The 18511-nt window shown below is 54.7% G+C and carries 17 protein-coding genes; 16 read left to right on the top strand and 1 reads right to left on the bottom strand.

What is annotated here, in order from left to right:
- The first annotated feature begins 176 nt into the window (after positions 1-176).
- From udk to asmA, 3 genes are all read left to right on the top strand, one after another.
- Positions 177-818 (top strand): uridine kinase, encoded by a 642-nt coding sequence (udk, locus tag KW829_RS03965; RefSeq protein WP_010431898.1) that lies wholly within the window; start codon positions 177-179, stop codon positions 816-818.
- A 91-nt stretch (positions 819-909) separates the two neighbouring features.
- On the top strand, positions 910-1491 hold the full coding sequence (dcd, locus tag KW829_RS03960; protein ID WP_006176323.1) for a dCTP deaminase: 582 nt from the start codon (positions 910-912) through the stop codon (positions 1489-1491).
- 22 nt (positions 1492-1513) lie between these two features.
- Complete coding sequence (gene asmA, locus KW829_RS03955; protein WP_148400028.1) at positions 1514-3364, top strand: outer membrane assembly protein AsmA; 1851 nt, start codon at positions 1514-1516, stop codon at positions 3362-3364.
- Between the two features lie 129 nt (positions 3365-3493).
- On the opposite strand, the gene KW829_RS03950 is transcribed toward asmA, so the two are convergent.
- Complete coding sequence (locus tag KW829_RS03950) at positions 3494-5077, bottom strand: TerC family protein (protein WP_120157864.1); 1584 nt, start codon at positions 5075-5077, stop codon at positions 3494-3496.
- Between the two features lie 694 nt (positions 5078-5771).
- Here KW829_RS03950 and KW829_RS03945 point away from each other — a divergent pair.
- From KW829_RS03945 to wcaI, 13 genes are all read left to right on the top strand, one after another.
- Positions 5772-6908 carry a polysaccharide export protein gene (locus KW829_RS03945; protein WP_063144532.1) on the top strand — a complete coding sequence of 379 codons (1137 nt, stop codon included), beginning with the start codon at positions 5772-5774 and terminating at the stop codon, positions 6906-6908.
- A gap of 6 nt (positions 6909-6914) precedes the next feature.
- The gene (wzb, locus tag KW829_RS03940) at positions 6915-7358 is read left to right on the top strand and encodes a low molecular weight protein-tyrosine-phosphatase Wzb (protein ID WP_010431923.1); all 444 of its coding nucleotides are present in this window, start codon (positions 6915-6917) and stop codon (positions 7356-7358) included.
- 2 nt (positions 7359-7360) lie between these two features.
- Entirely contained in the window at positions 7361-9523 is a 2163-nt protein-coding gene (wzc, locus tag KW829_RS03935) for a tyrosine-protein kinase Wzc (protein WP_089598067.1), read from the top strand.
- Positions 9524-9618: 95 nt separating this feature from the next.
- A complete protein-coding gene (wcaA, locus tag KW829_RS03930) occupies positions 9619-10461 on the top strand; it encodes a colanic acid biosynthesis glycosyltransferase WcaA (protein WP_089598068.1) in 843 nt (280 codons plus the stop codon).
- Positions 10461-10952 (top strand): colanic acid biosynthesis acetyltransferase WcaB, encoded by a 492-nt coding sequence (wcaB, locus tag KW829_RS03925; protein ID WP_042715911.1) that lies wholly within the window; start codon positions 10461-10463, stop codon positions 10950-10952. The genes wcaA and wcaB overlap by 1 nt, the downstream gene beginning before the upstream one ends.
- Positions 10949-12166: a colanic acid biosynthesis glycosyltransferase WcaC gene (wcaC, locus tag KW829_RS03920; protein WP_089598069.1), complete on the top strand. Its 1218-nt coding sequence runs from the start codon at positions 10949-10951 to the stop codon at positions 12164-12166. The genes wcaB and wcaC overlap by 4 nt, the downstream gene beginning before the upstream one ends.
- On the top strand, positions 12141-13361 hold the full coding sequence (wcaD, locus tag KW829_RS03915) for a colanic acid polymerase WcaD (protein WP_089598070.1): 1221 nt from the start codon (positions 12141-12143) through the stop codon (positions 13359-13361). The genes wcaC and wcaD overlap by 26 nt, the downstream gene beginning before the upstream one ends.
- Positions 13362-13377: 16 nt before the next feature.
- The gene (wcaE, locus tag KW829_RS03910) at positions 13378-14124 is read left to right on the top strand and encodes a colanic acid biosynthesis glycosyltransferase WcaE (protein WP_089598071.1); all 747 of its coding nucleotides are present in this window, start codon (positions 13378-13380) and stop codon (positions 14122-14124) included.
- Between the two features lie 16 nt (positions 14125-14140).
- Positions 14141-14695 carry a colanic acid biosynthesis acetyltransferase WcaF gene (gene wcaF / locus KW829_RS03905; protein ID WP_218307644.1) on the top strand — a complete coding sequence of 185 codons (555 nt, stop codon included), beginning with the start codon at positions 14141-14143 and terminating at the stop codon, positions 14693-14695.
- Between the two features lie 21 nt (positions 14696-14716).
- Positions 14717-15838, top strand: coding sequence for a GDP-mannose 4,6-dehydratase (gene gmd / locus KW829_RS03900; protein ID WP_010431938.1), 1122 nt, complete (start codon positions 14717-14719; stop codon positions 15836-15838).
- A gap of 2 nt (positions 15839-15840) precedes the next feature.
- Positions 15841-16806 (top strand): GDP-L-fucose synthase, encoded by a 966-nt coding sequence (locus KW829_RS03895; protein ID WP_042715903.1) that lies wholly within the window; start codon positions 15841-15843, stop codon positions 16804-16806.
- A gap of 2 nt (positions 16807-16808) precedes the next feature.
- Complete coding sequence (locus KW829_RS03890) at positions 16809-17288, top strand: GDP-mannose mannosyl hydrolase (RefSeq protein ID WP_010431942.1); 480 nt, start codon at positions 16809-16811, stop codon at positions 17286-17288.
- Complete coding sequence (gene wcaI, locus KW829_RS03885; RefSeq protein WP_218307643.1) at positions 17285-18508, top strand: colanic acid biosynthesis fucosyltransferase WcaI; 1224 nt, start codon at positions 17285-17287, stop codon at positions 18506-18508. Before KW829_RS03890 ends, wcaI begins: the two co-directional genes overlap by 4 nt.
- The last annotated feature ends 3 nt before the right edge of the window (positions 18509-18511 follow it).

The raw sequence follows: 18511 nt of genomic DNA, 5'->3' as shown, positions 1-18511 counted from the left end.
CGCCGAAAAAGCAGGCATTAAAATTTCACTCAGGGCGTAAAAAGAGACTTTTCAGGCAGTCTCGCATAACCTGCGCTTTCGACTGGTATCACGCCCGCGAAATCCCTATAATTGCCGCGTTTGACGCTCCGGCGTCGTCCTTCCTTAACATCCAGGTTAATCAGGTCGCTAAATTTATGACTGATAAGTCTCATCAGTGCGTCATCATAGGCATCGCCGGCGCATCGGCTTCAGGTAAGAGTCTAATTGCCAGTACGCTTTATCGCGAATTGCGTGAACAAGTCGGTGATGAGCACATCGGCGTCATTCCCGAAGACAGCTATTACAAAGACCAATCCCATCTTTCGATGGAAGAGCGCGTCAAAACCAACTACGACCACCCCAGTGCGATGGATCACAGCTTGTTGTTCCAGCATCTTCAGTCGCTTAAAAACGGTACGGCCATTGAACTGCCGGTCTACAGCTACGTAGAGCACACCCGCACGCAGGAAACGGTTCACATTGAACCGAAAAAAGTCATTATCCTTGAAGGCATCCTGCTGCTGACGGATGCGCGTCTGCGTGAATCGATGAATTTCTCCATTTTCGTCGATACGCCGCTGGATATCTGTCTGATGCGCCGCATCAAGCGCGACGTTAACGAACGCGGTCGTTCCATGGACTCCGTCATGGCGCAATACCAGAAAACCGTGCGTCCAATGTTCCTGCAATTTATCGAGCCATCTAAGCAATACGCCGATATTATCGTGCCTCGTGGCGGTAAAAACCGTATTGCTATTGATATCTTAAAAGCGAAAATCAGCCAGTTTTTTGAATAAGCCGCGCGAATTGTGTACCGTTCAGAGATAACCTGGTTTTGCTCTGCGACCCTACGGTTGCGGGGCATGATGCACGAAAGGAGAAAGTGCCATGCGTCTTTGTGACCGCGATATAGAAGCCTGGCTGGATGAAGGCCGCCTGTCTATCACCCCGCGTCCGCCGGTAGAGCGCATTAACGGTGTCACCGTTGACGTGCGCCTGGGGAATAAATTCCGCACCTTCAGCGGCCACACGGCACCGTTTATCGATCTCAGCGGGCCGAAAGATGAAGTCAGCGCCGCGCTCGATCGCGTGATGAGTGACGAAATCGTCCTTGATGAGGGCGAGGCGTTTTATCTGCATCCCGGTGAGCTGGCGCTGGCAGTGACCTTTGAGTCGGTGACGCTGCCTGCCGATCTGGTGGGCTGGCTGGATGGCCGCTCTTCGCTGGCACGCCTGGGCCTGATGGTTCACGTTACCGCTCATCGTATCGATCCCGGCTGGTCTGGCCGCATCGTGCTGGAGTTCTTCAACGCCGGTAAATTGCCTCTGGCACTGCGCCCGGGCATGATGATTGGCGCGTTGAGCTTTGAGCCGCTGACTGGCCCGGCAGATCGTCCTTACAACCGCCGTCAGGACGCGAAATATCGCGACCAGCAGGGTGCGGTTGCCAGTCGTATTGATAAAGACTGATTGTTCGTTCACTGAGGATGCCATGAGAAGAGTTCTGACAACGCTGATGATTTTGCTGGTGGTACTGGTGGCTGGCCTTTCTGCGTTGGTGCTGCTGGTTAACCCCAATGATTTCCGTGCTTATATGGTGCGGCAGGTCGAAGCACGCAGCGGGTATGAACTGAAGCTGGACGGGCCGCTGCGCTGGCACGTCTGGCCGCAACTCAGCATTCTCTCGGGTCGTATGTCGTTAACCGCGCCAGGGGCGTCTCAGCCGCTGGTGTCGGCAGACAATATGCGCCTTGATGTGGCTTTGATCCCGCTTTTCTCGCATCAGCTTCAGGTTGACCAGGTGATGCTGAAAGGGGCGGTGATCCAGCTGACTCCCCAAACTGAGGCTGTGCGTAAAGCGGATGCCCCCGTCGCGCCACGCGAAAATACCTTGCCGGATGAGCCGTCTGATACCGGCTGGTCGTTCGATATAGGTAACCTGAAAGTGGCCGACAGCGTGCTGGTCTTCCAGCATGAAGGTGACGAGCAGGTCACCGTGCGCAACATCAACCTCAAGATGGAGCAGGACGCCAACCATATCGCCACCGTGGAGTTCTCCGGGCGGGTCAACCGCGATCAGCGCGATTTGAACCTCTCCATGAACGCTAACGTGAACGCGTCGGACTATCCCCATCGTCTGACGGCGGATGTCCAGCAGCTGAACTGGCAACTGACGGGTGCAGACCTGCCGACAGCAGGGATTACCGGTCAGGGTACGCTGCAGGCCGTCTGGCATGAAGAAAACAAGCAGCTGGAGCTAAACGCGCTCAACCTGCAGGCCAACGACAGTACCCTGAAAGGGCAGGCGAGCGTCTCGCTTGCTGAAAAACCGAAATGGGTTTTTGACCTGCAGTTCGACAAGCTGAACCTGGAAAACCTGCTGCCACCGCAGCCGAACGCTGCGGCTGACGGCGATGTCGCGCAGACAGGGCAAAGCCAGGCCGCGAAACCGCGTCCGGTGATCTCCTCAAATCTCGATCAGCCCAATTACAACGGTCTGCGCGGATTTACCGCCGACATACTGCTGAAAGCCAACAGCGTACGCTGGCGCGGTATTGATTTCACCGACGTCAGCAGCCAGATGTTCAACCATAATGGCCTGCTGGTGATCTCTGAACTCAGCGGCAAGATGGGTGCGGGGAACATGTCGCTGCCGGGCACGCTGGACGTGCGCAAAGACGTGGCCAGCGCCGAATTCCAGCCACGCCTTGAAAACATTGAGATCGGGGCGATCCTCAAAGCCTTCAATTATCCGATTGACCTCACGGGGCAGCTGACGCTGGCGGGGGATTTCTCCGGCACGAAGATTGACGCGGAGGCATTTCGGCGCGACTGGCAGGGTCAGGCGCACGTTGAGCTGAAAGACACCCGAATGGAAGGCCTCAACTTCCAGCAGCTGGTGCAACAGGCGGTAGAGCGCAGCAGCAATGTTAAAGCGCAAGAAAACTACGATAGCGCAACGCGTCTCGATAACTTTACCAGTGAGCTGACCCTGGATAACGGAAAGCTGTCCCTGGACGAGATGCAGGGAACATCTTCTCTGCTGTCGTTGACGGGGGAGGGCAAGCTGGATTTAGTGAAAGAGACGGCGGATACGCGGTTTAACGTTCGTGTGCTTTCCGGATGGGAAGGCGAAGGCGAGCTTATCGATTTCCTGAAAGAGACGCCGATCCCGCTGAACGTTTACGGTAAATGGCAGGCGCTGAATTACAGCCTGCAGGTCGATCAGATCTTGCGTAAGCATCTGCAGGACGAAGCAAAACGTCGGCTGAATAGCTGGGCGGACCGCAATAAAGATTCCCAAACCGGCAAGGACGTGAAGAAGCTGTTAGATAAGCTTTGATGTCAGTGGTGCCGGGTGGCGGCTACGCCTTACCCGGCAGCCAGTGCGGCCTGATGCCCTCACCCCAGCCCTCTCCCACGGGAGAGGGAGCAAACCCTAAAACGGCAGCCAGGTTGCCGTTTTTTTTACCTACACCTCAAAATCCATTTCTTCCTCATCCCGCAGTGGAATGAGCTGCACTTTCTGCACGCGATGGTTTTCAATTTGCAGCGTTTTCAGCAGATAGTCACCTACCTGAACCTCTTCCCCCGGCTGCGGGATACGCTGTAAATACTCCATCAGCAGACCCGCAATGGTGTGATACTCACGCTTCTCATCCAGCGGCAACGGCACAAACTGCACCAGGTCTTCCAGCGGCATATGACCGTTGGCCGTCCACGTACCGTCTGCATTTTTCTGAATGTCATGGCGCGCATCGATTTCATCCACCTCATTTGGCAGATTACCGGCGATGGTTTCCATAACGTCGCTGAGCGTCACCAGCCCTTCCACAGAACCAAACTCATCAACGACAAACGCGAAGTGGGTCCGCGCGTTACGGAACTGCTCAAGTGCAGAGAGCAACGGCAGTCCTTCCGGGAACACCAGTGGCTGGCGTACCAGCACGCGCAGATTAAGCGGCTCGCCGTGCAGTTGCTGCTGTAGCAGGTCAATGACGTGCACCACGCCCAGCAGCTCCTCTTCCTCTTCACCGCCCGTCACCACGACCCGGGTGTGCTGGTTTTTATCCAGCAAGGCGCGGATTTGCTCTTCCGGCGCCGTCAAATCGATATGCTCGATATCGTGACGCGAGGTCATGATGCTGCTGACGGAGCGCTGGTTCAGGTTGAGCACCCGCTCAATCATCCGTCGTTCCTGCGGATCGAAGATCTGCCCGTCGCTGTGATCGGCCAGCATCGCAGAGGATTCGGCATCCAGCTCGGCATCCTCTTTTCGCCCGCTCAGCAGGCGCATTACCGTATCGGCGGTGCGCTGGCGCAGCGTCTGATTTGCAGAGAGAAAGCGGCGACGGTTAAAGATTGCCAGCTGATTTAGCGATTCGATCATGACCGAGAAGCCAATCGCCGCGTACAGATAGCCTTTAGGAATGTGGAAACCAAATCCGTCGGCGACCAGGCTGAAACCAATCATCAGCAGGAAGCTCAGACACAGGATCACGATGGTCGGGTGGCTGTTCACAAACCGCGTGAGCGCTTTACTTGCCATTACCATCAGCGTGATGGCGATGATCACGGCGGCCATCATCACCGCGAGGTGATCGACCATGCCCACGGCGGTGATGACGGAGTCCAGGGAGAAAACTGCGTCGAGCACCACAATCTGTGCCACCACCGGCCAGAATTTCGCCCCGCGCCGCTGCGTGGGGCTATCGCTGTCTTTGCCTTCGAGCCGCTCATTGAGTTCAACCGTGGCTTTGAAAAGAAGGAACAACCCGCCAAAGAGCATGATCAGGTCACGCGCGCTGAAGCTCAGGCCGTAGAGCGTAAATAGCGGTGTGGTGAGGGTAACCAGCCAGGAGATTGAGGCCAGCAGCAGCAAACGCATCACCATCGCCAGCAGCAAACCCGTAACGCGCGCACGGTCGCGCTGCGCAGGGGGCAGCTTTTCGGCGAGGATGGCGATAAAGACCAGATTATCAATACCGAGCACTAATTCGATGACGACCAGCGTTACCAGCCCGGCCCAGATTGATGGATCGGCAATCCATTCCATAGTAATAGCAATACCTTCAGTTATATGAGCAATGTCACACTTCGATCATGGATAAAGCTGACCGAAATTGCAATGCCAGGCTGAGATTTCTCTTAATAGAAGAGGGGATAAAACGAATGAAAAAATGAGCCGTGTAAATAAGGTAATGGAGAAGATTTAATTACACTGGGTCACATTTAGGATATATCGCAATAAATGGTTTTAATGCATATTTTGTCAATATAAAGAAAATCCTAAAACCTCAAAACTTTGCTCTTAATATTAATCTTAAAAACAGATATTAGGAGGGTTGTCTCCTTGCCTGCTATTAGGTTAGCTGCAACAATTCTCCCAGCATCAAATGTTAAATTTCTTTGTTGCTATTTTTGTTTCGTTCTTATGGTGTGGCAATTCATTGCTAACGGGCTATTTAACGTGGCTGAAATATTTCCATAAGACCTTGTTTAAGAGGGTGTCTATCCATAACACATTGTTTAGTCAGTGGATTGGTAACTGAAAGCCAAGGGCGGTAGCGTGCCTGAAAGCGTGTGAATCAGCCTCGATTATTCTGTCAATAGCCAATGGATGAATAAGCTTTTTTTAGGACTGATGCCAGTTATATTTCTAATTGCTTAACTGCATTCTGAATGCCAAAACGACCCGCGCTTATTTAAATTGCACAGGATAATTACTCTGCCAAAGTGATAAATAATCAATGATGAAATCCAAAATGAAATTGATGCCATTATTGGTGTCTGTGACCTTGATGAGTGGTTGCACGGTCTTTCCCGGCAGCAATATGTCAACTATGGGCAAGGATGTGATCAAACAGCAGGACGCCGATTTTGACCTCGACAAAATGGTGAATGTTTATCCATTGACCCCACGTCTGGTGGAACAATTACGTCCGCGTCCCAATGTTGCCCAGCCGAATATGTCGCTGGACCAGGAAATCGCCTCTTACCAGTACCGCGTAGGACCGGGTGACGTGATTAACGTGACCGTATGGGACCACCCGGAACTGACGACCCCAGCGGGCCAGTACCGCAGCTCAAGCGACACCGGTAACTGGGTTCAGTCTGATGGCACGATGTTCTATCCGTACATAGGCAAAGTGCATGTGGTTGGCAAGACGCTGGCCGAGATCCGTAGTGATATTACCGGCCGCTTAGCGCAGTACATCGCTGACCCGCAGGTGGACGTTAATATCGCCGCCTTCCGCTCGCAGAAAGCCTATATCTCCGGCCAGGTGAACAAATCCGGCCAGCAGGCCATCACTAACGTCCCGCTGACGGTTCTGGATGCCATCAACGCCGCAGGCGGCTTAACCGACGGCGCCGACTGGCGCAACGTTGTCCTGACCCACGAAGGCAAAGAGCAGCGCATTTCGCTGCAGGCGCTGATGCAGAATGGCGACCTGACGCAGAACCGATTGCTCTATCCTGGTGACATTCTGTATGTGCCACGCAACGACGATCTAAAAGTGTTCGTGATGGGTGAAGTGAAGAAACAGAGCACCCTCAAGATGGACTTCAGCGGTATGACCCTGACCGAAGCGCTGGGCAACGCGGAAGGCATCGACCTGACCTCGTCGAACGCCAGCGGTATCTTCGTTATTCGTCCGCTGAAAGGCGAGGGCACGAAAGGCAAGATTGCCAACATCTACCAGCTGGATATGTCTGACGCGACGTCGCTGGTGATGGCAACGGAGTTCCGCCTCCAGCCATACGATGTGGTCTACGTTACCACCGCGCCGGTTGCTCGCTGGAACCGCCTGATCAACCAGTTGCTGCCAACCATCAGTGGCGTTCGCTACATGACGGATACGGCGCGCGACATTCATACCTGGTAATCCGCGATGTTTAACAAAATTCTGGTGGTATGCGTGGGGAACATTTGCCGTTCCCCCACGGCTGAGCGGCTGCTGAAGCAGTACGAGCCAGCGTTAACGGTGGAGTCCGCAGGGCTTGGCGCGCTGGTTGGCAAAGGGGCCGACGAGCGAGCGACGAGCGTTGCGCAGGCTCATAACCTCTCCCTTGACGGGCATGTTGCCCGTCAGGTCTCAGGCCGGATGTGCCGGGAATATGACCTGATCCTCACGATGGAAAGACGCCACATTCACGCGCTGTGCGAGATCGCACCGGAGATGCGCGGCAAGGTGATGCTGTTTGGTCACTGGGATGGCGAGCGTGAAATCCCCGATCCGTATCGCAAGAGCCGTGAGGCATTTGAGGCGGTATACACCTTACTTGACCAGTCTGCCCGTCAGTGGGCGCAGGCACTGAAAGCTCAGCAGGGATAACAATGACAGAAAAAACAAAACCTTCTGCCGCCCCGACTTCGGGCAGTGATGAAATCGATATTGGTCGCCTGGTCGGCACCGTTGTTGAAGCGAAGTGGTGGGTGATAGGGATCACCGCCGTGTTTGCCGTGGCGGCTATCGTTTATACGCTGTTCGCGACGCCTATCTACAGCGCTGACGCGCTGGTGCAAATTGAACAGAACACCGGTAACTCGCTGGTACAGGATATCGGCTCTGCGCTGGCGAACAAACCGCCCGCATCTGACGCTGAAATTCAGCTGATCCAGTCGCGTCTGGTACTGGGCAAAACGGTGCACGACCTCGGGCTTGATATCTCCGTCACCAAAAACACCTTCCCGATATTCGGGGCGGGCTGGGATCGCCTGATGGGGCGCAGCAATGACACTGTCAAAGTGACGGACTTCGTGCTGCCAAAAGGGGCGGGCGATCAGACCTTTACCCTGACGGTGCTGGGTCCGAAGCAGTACCAGCTGACCAGCGATGCGGGCCTTAGTGCGCGCGGTGAAGTGGGACAGATGTTGACCAAAGACGGCGTCAGCATGATGGTGAGTGCAATCCACGCCCAGGAAGGGGGTGAGTTTACCGTCACCAAATTCTCCACGCTGGGGATGATCAATAATCTGCAAAACAACCTCACCGTCACCGAAAATGGGAAGGACACCGGCGTCCTGAGCATGACTTTCACCGGTGAAGATAAGGACAAAATCCGCGATATCCTGAACAGCATTACCCGCAACTACCTTGAGCAGAACGTCGAGCGTAAATCTGCGGAAGCCGCAAAAAGCCTGGCCTTCCTCGCCAAACAGCTGCCGGAAGTGCGCTCCCGTCTGGATGCCGCAGAGAACAAGCTGAATGCCTATCGTCAGGACAAAGACTCCGTTGACCTGCCGCTGGAAGCGAAATCCGTTCTTGATTCGATGGTGAACATTGATGCGCAGCTCAATGAACTGACCTTCAAAGAGGCGGAAATCTCCAAGCTCTACACCAAACGCCACCCGGCCTACCGCACGCTTCTGGAAAAACGCCAGACGCTGGAAGAAGAGAAGGCCAAGCTGAACAACCGCGTGACCGCCATGCCGAAGACGCAGCAGGAAATTGTGCGTCTGACCCGCGATGTGGAATCCGGTCAGCAGGTCTATATGCAATTGCTGAACAAACAGCAGGAGCTGAAGATCACCGAAGCCAGTACGGTGGGTGATGTGCGTATCGTCGACCCTGCCATCACCCAGCCCGGCGTGCTGAAGCCGAAGAAAGCGCTGATTATTCTGGGCAGCATTATTCTCGGTCTGATGCTCTCCATCGTGGGTGTGCTGCTGCGCTCGCTGTTCAACCGCGGTATCGAAAGTCCGCAGGTGCTGGAAGAGCACGGCATCAACGTGTACGCCAGCATCCCGCTTTCCGAATGGCAAAAATCGCGTGACAGCGTCAAAACCATCAAAGGGGTTAAGCGTTACAAACAGAGCCAGCTGCTGGCCGTGGGTAACCCGACTGACCTGGCGATTGAAGCAGTGCGCAGCCTGCGTACCAGCCTTCACTTCGCCATGATGCAGGCGAAAAACAACGTCCTGATGATGACCGGCGTTAGCCCGTCAATCGGTAAAACCTTCGTCTGTGCCAACCTGGCGGCGGTGGTAAGCCAGACCAACAAGCGCGTGCTGCTGATCGACTGCGATATGCGTAAGGGCTACACCCATGAGCTGCTGGGCACCAACAACGTTAACGGCCTGTCGGAAATTCTGCTCGGCAAAGGGGAGATTAGCGAGAGCGCGAAACCGACCTCTATCCCGAAATTTGACCTGATCCCGCGTGGTCAGGTGCCACCGAACCCGTCCGAGCTGCTGATGAGCGAACGCTTCACCGAGCTGGTGGAGTGGGCGAGTAAGCATTACGACCTGGTGCTGATCGATACCCCGCCAATTCTGGCCGTGACCGATGCCGCCGTGGTGGGCCGTCATGCAGGCACCACGCTGATGGTGGCGCGCTACGCGGTGAACACGCTGAAGGAAGTCGAGACCAGCCTGAGCCGCTTCGAGCAGAACGGTATTGAGGTGAAAGGGGTGATCCTGAACTCCATCTTCCGCCGCGCGACCGGATACCAGGATTACGGGTATTACGAGTACGAATATAAATCTGACAGTAAATAAAAATCCCCCTCACCCTAACCCTCTCCTCTGAGGGAGAGCAGCTTTTCTCCCTCTCCCTCCGGGAGAGGGGCGGGGTGAGGGATAAGGGGAAGACCATGACCACACAACGCCCTTTAGTTTCAATCTATATGCCGACATGGAATCGTCAGCAGCTGGCGATCCGCGCAATCAAATCCGTCCTGCGACAGGATTACGATAACTGGGAGCTGATCATCGTCGATGACTGCTCTTCCTCGTATGAACAGCTGCAAAAGTTTGTGACTGACCTCAACGACCCGCGGGTGGTCTATACGCATAACGCCATTAACTCCGGCGCTTGTGCGGTGCGTAATCAGGCGATTATGCAGGCGAAAGGGCAGTATCTGACCGGGATTGACGACGATGACGAATGGACGCCAAACCGTCTGTCCATCTTCCTCTCTCACAAAGCGCAGCTGGGGACGCACGCGTTCCTGTATGCCAACGACTACGTTTGCCAGGGGGAAGTGTACTCGCAGCCGGCCAGCCTGCCGCTGTACCCGAAATCACCATACTCCCGCCGCCTGTTCTACAAGCGCAATATTATCGGTAATCAGGTCTTCACCTGGGCATGGCGCTTCAAAGAGTGCCTGTTCGATACCGAACTGAAGGCCGCGCAGGATTACGACATCTTCCTGCGGATGGTGGTGGAGTACGGCGAGCCGTGGAAAGTGGAAGAGGCTACGCAGATCCTGCACATCAACCACGGGGAGATGCAAATCACCTCGTCACCGAAGAAATTCTCGGGCTATTTCCACTTCTACCGCAAGCACAAGAACAAGTTTGACCGTGCCAGCCGGAAGTATCAGCTCTTTACCCTGTATCAGATCCGCAACAAGCGCATGAACTGGCGCACGCTGCTGACGCTGCTTTCCGTGCGTAACGGCAAGCGTCTGGCTGACGGGCTTCGGGGGAAATAATGTTTCTGGAAGATTGCCGCGCTAACAGCTGGAGCCTGCGCCCGTGCTGCATGGTTCTGGCGTACCGCATCGCGCACTTTTGCTCGGTGTGGCGTAAGAAAAACGTTTTAAACAATATCTGGGCGGCACCCGTGCTGGTGCTGTATCGCATCATTACTGAATGCTTTTTTGGCTATGAAATTCAGGCCGCTGCCACCATTGGCCGACGCTTCACCATCCACCACGGGTATGCCGTGGTGATCAATAAGTTCGTCGTGGCGGGGGATGATTTCACTATTCGCCACGCGGTCACCATCGGCAACCGTGGGCCAGAAAGTCTGGCCTGCCCGGTGATTGGCAATAACGTCGAGCTGGGCGCCAACGTGGTGATCATCGGTGACATCACGATCGGCAACAACGTCACGATTGGCGCAGGTAGCGTGGTGCTGGACAGCATTCCGGATAACGCGCTGGTGGTGGGAGAGAAAGCCCGCGTGAAGGTGATTAAATGAACATTCTGCAATTTAACGTACGCCTCGCAGAAGGCGGGGCGGCTGGCGTGGCGCTGGATCTGCACCAGCGCGCGCTGCAAAAAGGATTACAGTCGCGTTTTGTTTACGGCTACGGCAAAGGCGGCAAAAAAAGCGTTAGCCATGATAACTATCCTCAGGTGCTGAAGCAGACCCCGCGTCTGACCTCCATTGCCAACATTGCGCTGTTCCGCCTGTTTAACCGCGATCTGTTTGGCAACCTGAACAACCTTTACCGCACCGTGACGCGCACGACAGGTCCGGTTGTGCTGCATTTTCACGTTTTGCACAGCTACTGGCTGAATCTGGAAGAGGTGGTGGCGTTTTGTGAGAAGGTGAAAGCGCACAAGCCGGACACCCGATTCGTCTGGACACTGCACGATCACTGGAGCGTGACCGGACGCTGCGCCTTCACCGACGGCTGCGAAGGCTGGAAAGATAACTGCCAGAAATGCCCGACGCTGAGCAATTACCCGCCGGTGAAGGTGGATCGCGCGCATCAGCTGGTTGAGGGCAAGCGTCAGCTGTTCCGCGATATGCTCTCTCTCGGCTGCACCTTTATTTCCCCAAGCCAGCACGTGGCGGATGCCTTCAACAGCCTGTACGGGGCAGGGCGCTGTAAGATCATCAACAACGGCATCGACGTGGCAACGGAAGAGATCCTGGCGGAACTGACGCCCGTAGCCGAAACGCCGGGCAAACCGAAAATTGCCATTGTTGCGCATGACCTGCGCTACGACGGCAAAACCAACCAGCAGCTGGTGCGCGACATCATGGCGCTCGGCGATAAGGTTGAACTGCACACCTTCGGCAAGTTTTCCCCGTTTGAAGGGGCGAACGTGGTGAACCACGGATTTGAAACCGACAAGCGCAAGCTGATGAGCGCCCTGAACGGTATGGATGCGCTGGTGTTCAGCTCCCGCGTGGACAACTATCCGCTGATCCTCTGCGAAGCGCTCTCTATTGGCGTGCCTGTCATTGCCACCCACAGCGACGCCGCGCGCGAAGTACTGGAGAAATCCGGCGGAAAAACCTTCGCGGAGCAGGAGGTGCTGCCGCTGGTGCAACTACCGAAGGCCGCGATTGCGCAGGCCGTTTTTGGCACTGACCTGGAATCGTTCCGCAACCGCAGCCGCAAGGCCTACAGTGGACAACAGATGCTGGAGGAGTATGTCTCGTTCTATCAGAATCTGTAGTTATCTGCTGCTGCCGCTGATCTACCTGCTGGTCAACGTCAAGATTGCCCAGCTGGGGGAGAGCTTCCCGATTACCATCGTCACCTTCTTGCCTGTTCTGCTTTTACTCTACGTTGAGAAAATCAGTCTCAAGAAGCTGATGATAGCGTTAGGGCTCGGGGTGGGTCTGACCGCGTTTAACTACATCTTTGGTCAGTCGCTGGATGCCAGCAAATACGTCACCTCAACCATGCTGTTTGTTTATATCGTTATCATTATTGGCATGGTGTGGAGTATTCGCTTTAAAACTATTTCCCCGCACAATTATAAGAAAATCCTTAGGTTCTTTTATATTGTCGTTGGGGTCATTGTTATGCTTGCCGCGATGGAAATGGCGCAAATTATTTTGACCGGCGGCAGCAGCCTGATGGAGATAATTTCGAAATATCTCATATACAGTAACAGCTATGTACTGAACTTCATTAAGTTTGGTGGTAAGCGTACTACTGCGCTCTATTTTGAACCGGCGTTTTTCGCTCTGGCGTTAATCTCAATTTGGCTCAGCATCAAACAGTTTGGTATCAAAACCCCCAAAACCGATGCTATGATTCTTGCAGGAATTGTTCTGTCTGGATCGTTCTCAGGGGTAATGACATTTATCCTGTTTTACCTCCTGGAGTGGGCATTCCAGTACCTGAACAAAGATGCGATTAAGAAAAAACTGCCGCTGGCGATTATCTCCCTGACGGTATTTATGGTTGGCGTGATATTTGCCTTCCCGTACATCTCAGAACGTCTGGGAGATTTGGGAACGGAAGGGTCTTCGTCCTATTATCGCATCATCGGGCCACTGGTGATGGTGGGTTATTCCTTAACCCATATTGATGGGGTAGTAAGATTCGGCTCACTTTACGAATATGTTGCATCATTCGGAATCTTTAACGGTGCGGATGTCGGTAAAACCATAGACAATGGTTTGTATCTGTTAATTATTTATTTTTCGTGGTTCGCCGTACTGTTGACGATCTGGTATCTGTTTAAAGTTTTTAAAATGATGATTAACGCGTTTGGTGATAACCAAAACTTTCGCGTGCAGCTTTATCTTTTTACGCCAGTGTCGTTGTTCTTTACGGGGTCAATATTTAGCCCGGAATATGCTTTCTTGATTGTCTGCCCGTTTATTTTGCGCAAAGCGCTCAATATTACGCGCGTATGACGAAATGAGGTGATTTATGTTTCTTAGCGTCATTACTGTCGCCTTTCGTAACTACGAAGGGGTGGTAAAAACCTGGCGCTCGCTGCGCAACCTGGCGCGCGATCCGAGCCTCACCTTTGAGTGGATCGTGGTTGATGGCGGTTCGAACGACGGTACGGCTGAGTTTCTGGAAAAACTCAACGGTGAGTTCAACTTACGTTACATCAGCGAGAAAGATAAAGGCATTTACGACGCGATGAATAAAGGCATCGCGATGGCGCAGGGGCGTTACGCCATCTTCCTGAATTCTGGCGATGTGTTCCATGACGACGTGGCCCTGTTTGCCCGTCAGCTCGCCCGCCAGAAAGAGGACGCCTTGTATATCGGCGATGCCCTGCTCGATTTTGGTGACGGAAATAAAGTGCTGCGCAGCGCCAAGCCGGGCTGGTATATCTACCACAGCCTGCCGGCAAGCCATCAGGCCATTTTCTTCCCGGTCGAGGGTCTGAAAAAACAGCCTTACGATTTGCAGTATAAAGTGTCTTCAGATTATGCACTGACTGCCAGCTTGTACAAATCAGGTTATCCATTCCGTCGAATTAAAGGGCTGGTATCTGAATTTTCCATGGGCGGTGTGTCAACTTCAAATAATCTGGAATTGTGCCAGGATGCAAAAAACGTGCAGCGTAAAATATTACGTGTGCCGGGGTTCTGGGCGGAATTGTCTTATTTTTTACGCCTGAAAACGACAGGTAAAGCGAAAGCCTTATATAACAAAGCCTGAAATATAAGGAAGCCTAATGCAGGAACTTAACGGATTCTCCGTGCCGAAAGGCTTTCGGGGCGGGAACGGTATTAAGGTGCAGTTGTGGTGGGCGGTTCAGGCGACATTATTTGCCTGGTCTCCTCAAATACTGTACCGCTGGCGAGCCTTTTTATTGCGTCTCTTTGGCGCAAAAATCGGAAAAAACGTAGTAATTCGCCCCTCGGTGAAAATTACCTATCCCTGGAAATTAACGCTTGGGGATTACGCCTGGGTAGGGGATGACGCGGTGTTATATACCCTGGGCGAGGTTACGATTGGCGCAAATTCGGTGGTATCGCAGAAGTGTTATTTGTGCACCGGCAGCCATGATTTTATGAGTCAGCATTTTGATATTACCGCTTCGCCAATTGTGATTGGTGAAAAATGCTGGCTGGCAACAGATGTCTTTGTTGCACCTGGTGTTTCTGTTGGCGATGGCACGGTAGTCGGTGCCCGCAGCAGCGTTTTTAAATCGCTACCGGCAAATACAATTTGCCGTGGCAACCCCGCAGTGGTGATACGCGAACGCGTTGAAACTGAAAAACTTTGATAAGTACAGAGGAATATAAACATGTCTAAAGTCGCTCTCATCACCGGCGTTACCGGACAAGATGGTTCTTACCTGGCAGAACTGCTGCTGGAAAAAGGGTATGAAGTACACGGTATTAAACGTCGTGCCTCTTCGTTCAACACCGAGCGTGTTGACCATATCTACCAGGATCCTCACTCCGCGAACCCGAAATTCCATCTGCATTACGGCGATCTGACCGATTCCTCAAACCTGACCCGCATCCTGCAGGAAGTGCAGCCGGATGAAGTGTACAACCTGGGCGCGATGAGCCACGTTGCGGTCTCCTTCGAATCCCCGGAATACACCGCCGACGTTGACGCCATGGGCACCCTGCGTCTGCTGGAAGCCATTCGCTTCCTGGGCCTCGAGAAGAAAACCCGTTTCTACCAGGCGTCCACTTCCGAGCTGTACGGCCTGGTGCAGGAAATTCCACAGAAAGAGACCACGCCGTTCTACCCGCGCTCTCCGTATGCGGTCGCTAAACTGTACGCCTACTGGATCACCGTAAACTACCGTGAATCCTACGGCATGTACGCCTGTAACGGCATTCTGTTCAACCACGAATCCCCGCGTCGCGGCGAAACCTTCGTGACCCGTAAAATCACCCGCGCGATCGCCAACATCGCTCAGGGTCTGGAATCTTGCCTGCACCTCGGCAACATGGACTCCCTGCGTGACTGGGGCCATGCGAAAGACTACGTGAAAATGCAGTGGATGATGCTGCAGCAGGACAAACCAGAAGACTTCGTGATCGCGACCGGCGTGCAGTATTCCGTGCGTCAGTTCGTTGAAATGGCTGCCGCGCAGCTGGGCATCAAACTGCGCTTTGAAGGTACTGGCGTGGAAGAGAAGGGCATTGTGGTTTCCGTGACGGGTCACGACGCACCGGGCGTGAAGCCAGGCGACGTTATCGTTCAGGTTGACCCACGCTACTTCCGTCCTGCTGAAGTGGAAACCCTGCTGGGCGACCCAACCAAAGCGCACGAAACCCTGGGCTGGAAACCAGAGACCACTCTGCAGGAGATGGTTTCCGAGATGGTGGCCAAAGATCTTGAAGCAGCGAAAAAACACTCCCTGCTCAAGTCTCATGGCTACGAGGTTGCCATCGCGCTGGAGTCCTGAGAATGACAAAACAACGTATTTTTGTCGCCGGTCATCGCGGAATGGTGGGTTCCGCGATTGTTCGCCAGCTGGAACAGCGCGGTGACGCAGAGGTGATTGTCCGCACGCGCGACGAGCTGAATCTGCTCGACAGCAAAGCGGTGCAGGATTTCTTTGCCAACGAACGTATTGACCAGGTGTATCTGGCGGCGGCGAAAGTGGGCGGCATTGTTGCCAACAACACCTACCCGGCAGATTTCATCTACGAGAACATGATGATCGAGAGCAACATCATTCACGCGGCGCACCTGCACAACGTGAATAAGCTGCTGTTCCTCGGTTCATCCTGTATTTACCCGAAAATGGCGAAGCAGCCGATCGCCGAAAGCGAGCTGCTGCAGGGCACGCTGGAAGCGACCAACGAGCCGTACGCGATTGCCAAAATTGCCGGGATCAAGCTGTGTGAGTCCTACAACCGTCAGTACAACCGTGACTATCGCTCGGTGATGCCGACCAACCTGTACGGACCGCACGACAACTTCCACCCGAGCAATTCGCACGTGATCCCGGCGCTGCTGCGCCGCTTCCACGAGGCGACCGCCGAGAACGCGCCGGACGTGGTGGTGTGGGGGAGCGGTACGCCAATGCGTGAGTTCCTGCACGTGGACGACATGGCGGCGGCCAGTATTCACGTAATGGAGCTGGATCGCGAGGTGTGGCAGGAGAACACCGAGCCAATGCTGTCGCACATCAACGTCGGTACCGGCGTTGACTGCACCATCCGCGAGCTGGCGCAGACTATCGCGCAGGTGGTGGGCTACAAAGGCCGCGTGGTGTTTGACGCCACCAAGCCGGACGGCACGCCGCGCAAACTGCTGGACGTGACCCGCCTGCATCAGCTGGGCTGGTATCACGAGGTGTCACTGGAGCAGGGGCTGGCCAGCACCTACCAGTGGTTCCTGGAAAACCAGCACCGCTTCCGGGGGTAATGATGTTTTTAAGTCAGGAAGATTTTGCCACGGTAGTGCGTTCTACTCCGCTGATCTCAATCGATTTGATCGTGGAGAACGAACGCGGCGAGTTCTTGCTGGGGAAACGAACCAATCGTCCTGCACAGGGCTTTTGGTTCGTGCCCGGCGGGCGCGTGCAGAAGGATGAGACGCTCACCGATGCGTTTGAGCGTCTCACTCTGGCGGAGCTGGGCCTGCAGTTGCCGATGGCGGCTGGCCAGTTTTACGGGGTCTGGCAGCACTTCTATGACGATAACTTTTCAGGCACCGGGTTCTCCACGCACTACATCGTGCTGGGGTTCCGCCTGAAGGTGAATGAGGCAGTTCTGCATCTGCCTGATTCTCAGCATGACGACTACCGCTGGCAGACGCGAGAGGCGCTGCTGGCGAGCGATAACGTTCACGATAACAGTCGAGCGTACTTCCTCGCAGAACGTCAGGCCGAGGTGCCGGGTTTATGAAGATCCTTGTGTATGGCATTAACTATTCGCCGGAATTAACCGGCATCGGGAAATACACCGGCGAGATGGTCGAGTGGATGGCGAGCCAGGGACATGACGTGCGGGTCATTACCGCGCCGCCGTACTACCCGGAGTGGAAGGTGGGCGAGCGCTACTCAAGCTGGCGCTACCGCCGCGAAGAGGGCGCAGCGACCGTGTGGCGCTGCCCGCTCTACGTGCCAAAACAGCCTTCGACGCTGAAACGTTTAATTCATCTGGGCAGCTTTGCCCTGAGCAGTTTTTTCCCGCTGATGGCGCAGCGTCGCTGGAAGCCGGATCGCATTATCGGTGTGGTGCCGACGCTGTTTTGCACGCCGGGCATGCGCCTGCTGGGCAAACTTTCCGGCGCGCGCACCCTGCTGCACATTCAGGATTATGAAGTGGACGCCATGCTCGGCCTGGGAATGGCGGGCAAGGGCAAGGGCGGCAAGGTGGCGAAGCTCGCCAGCGCCTTTGAGCGCAGCGGGCTGCACAACGTGGATTACGTCTCGACTATCTCGCGCTCGATGATGAACAAGGCGCAGGAAAAGGGCGTCCCGGCGGAGAGAGTCATTTTCTTCCCGAACTGGTCCGAAGTGGCGCGTTTCCGCGATGTGACAGAGCAAGACGCTCATGCGCTCCGCGCGCAGCTCGGATTGCCTGAAGACCAAAAAATCATTCTTTACTCGGGCAACATCGGCGAAAAGCAGGGGCTGGAGAGCGTCATTGAAGCGGCGCAGCAGCTTAGCGAACATCCGTGGACGTTTGTGATTGTCGGGCAGGGCGGTGGAAAAGCGCGGCTGGAAAAAATGGCCCTCGAACGCGGCCTGATCAACGTGAAATTTTTCCCGCTTCAGTCTTACGAGGCGCTACCTGCCCTGCTGAAGATGGGCGACTGCCATCTGGTCGTGCAAAAGCGCGGCGCGGCGGACGCGGTGCTGCCGTCCAAGCTGACCAACATTCTGGCGGTGGGCGGCAACGCGGTGATTACGGCAGAAGCCGAAACAGAATTAGGCCAGCTGTGTAACAGCTATCCCGGCATTGCCGTTTGCGTGGAGCCAGAATCCGTTCCCGCGCTGGTAGCCGGTATTGAGCAGGCACTCGCCATGCCAAAAGAGAACACGGTGGCACGTGAATATGCCGAACGCACGCTCGAAAAAGAGAACGTGCTGAGCCAATTTATTGCAGATATACGGGGATAAATC

Origin of the sequence: Enterobacter sp. ENT02, assembly GCF_019219165.1 — a bacterium.
GTDB classification, from domain to species: Bacteria; Pseudomonadota; Gammaproteobacteria; order Enterobacterales; family Enterobacteriaceae; genus Enterobacter; species Enterobacter mori.
This window is presented reverse-complemented; position numbering and strand designations above follow the sequence as displayed.

Coding starts and splice junctions, on each gene's coding strand:
- wcaI (WP_218307643.1), top strand. CDS start 17,285: ATGAAGATCCTTGTGTATGGCATTAACTATTCGCCGGAATTAACCGGC.
- udk (WP_010431898.1), top strand. CDS start 177: ATGACTGATAAGTCTCATCAGTGCGTCATCATAGGCATCGCCGGCGCA.
- wzc (WP_089598067.1), top strand. CDS start 7,361: ATGACAGAAAAAACAAAACCTTCTGCCGCCCCGACTTCGGGCAGTGAT.
- KW829_RS03895 (WP_042715903.1), top strand. CDS start 15,841: ATGACAAAACAACGTATTTTTGTCGCCGGTCATCGCGGAATGGTGGGT.
- gmd (WP_010431938.1), top strand. CDS start 14,717: ATGTCTAAAGTCGCTCTCATCACCGGCGTTACCGGACAAGATGGTTCT.
- wcaB (WP_042715911.1), top strand. CDS start 10,461: ATGTTTCTGGAAGATTGCCGCGCTAACAGCTGGAGCCTGCGCCCGTGC.
- KW829_RS03945 (WP_063144532.1), top strand. CDS start 5,772: ATGATGAAATCCAAAATGAAATTGATGCCATTATTGGTGTCTGTGACC.
- KW829_RS03950 (WP_120157864.1), bottom strand. CDS start 5,077: ATGGAATGGATTGCCGATCCATCAATCTGGGCCGGGCTGGTAACGCTG.
- KW829_RS03890 (WP_010431942.1), top strand. CDS start 16,809: ATGTTTTTAAGTCAGGAAGATTTTGCCACGGTAGTGCGTTCTACTCCG.
- wcaE (WP_089598071.1), top strand. CDS start 13,378: ATGTTTCTTAGCGTCATTACTGTCGCCTTTCGTAACTACGAAGGGGTG.
- wcaA (WP_089598068.1), top strand. CDS start 9,619: ATGACCACACAACGCCCTTTAGTTTCAATCTATATGCCGACATGGAAT.
- wcaC (WP_089598069.1), top strand. CDS start 10,949: ATGAACATTCTGCAATTTAACGTACGCCTCGCAGAAGGCGGGGCGGCT.
- wcaF (WP_218307644.1), top strand. CDS start 14,141: ATGCAGGAACTTAACGGATTCTCCGTGCCGAAAGGCTTTCGGGGCGGG.
- wcaD (WP_089598070.1), top strand. CDS start 12,141: ATGTCTCGTTCTATCAGAATCTGTAGTTATCTGCTGCTGCCGCTGATC.
- asmA (WP_148400028.1), top strand. CDS start 1,514: ATGAGAAGAGTTCTGACAACGCTGATGATTTTGCTGGTGGTACTGGTG.
- dcd (WP_006176323.1), top strand. CDS start 910: ATGCGTCTTTGTGACCGCGATATAGAAGCCTGGCTGGATGAAGGCCGC.
- wzb (WP_010431923.1), top strand. CDS start 6,915: ATGTTTAACAAAATTCTGGTGGTATGCGTGGGGAACATTTGCCGTTCC.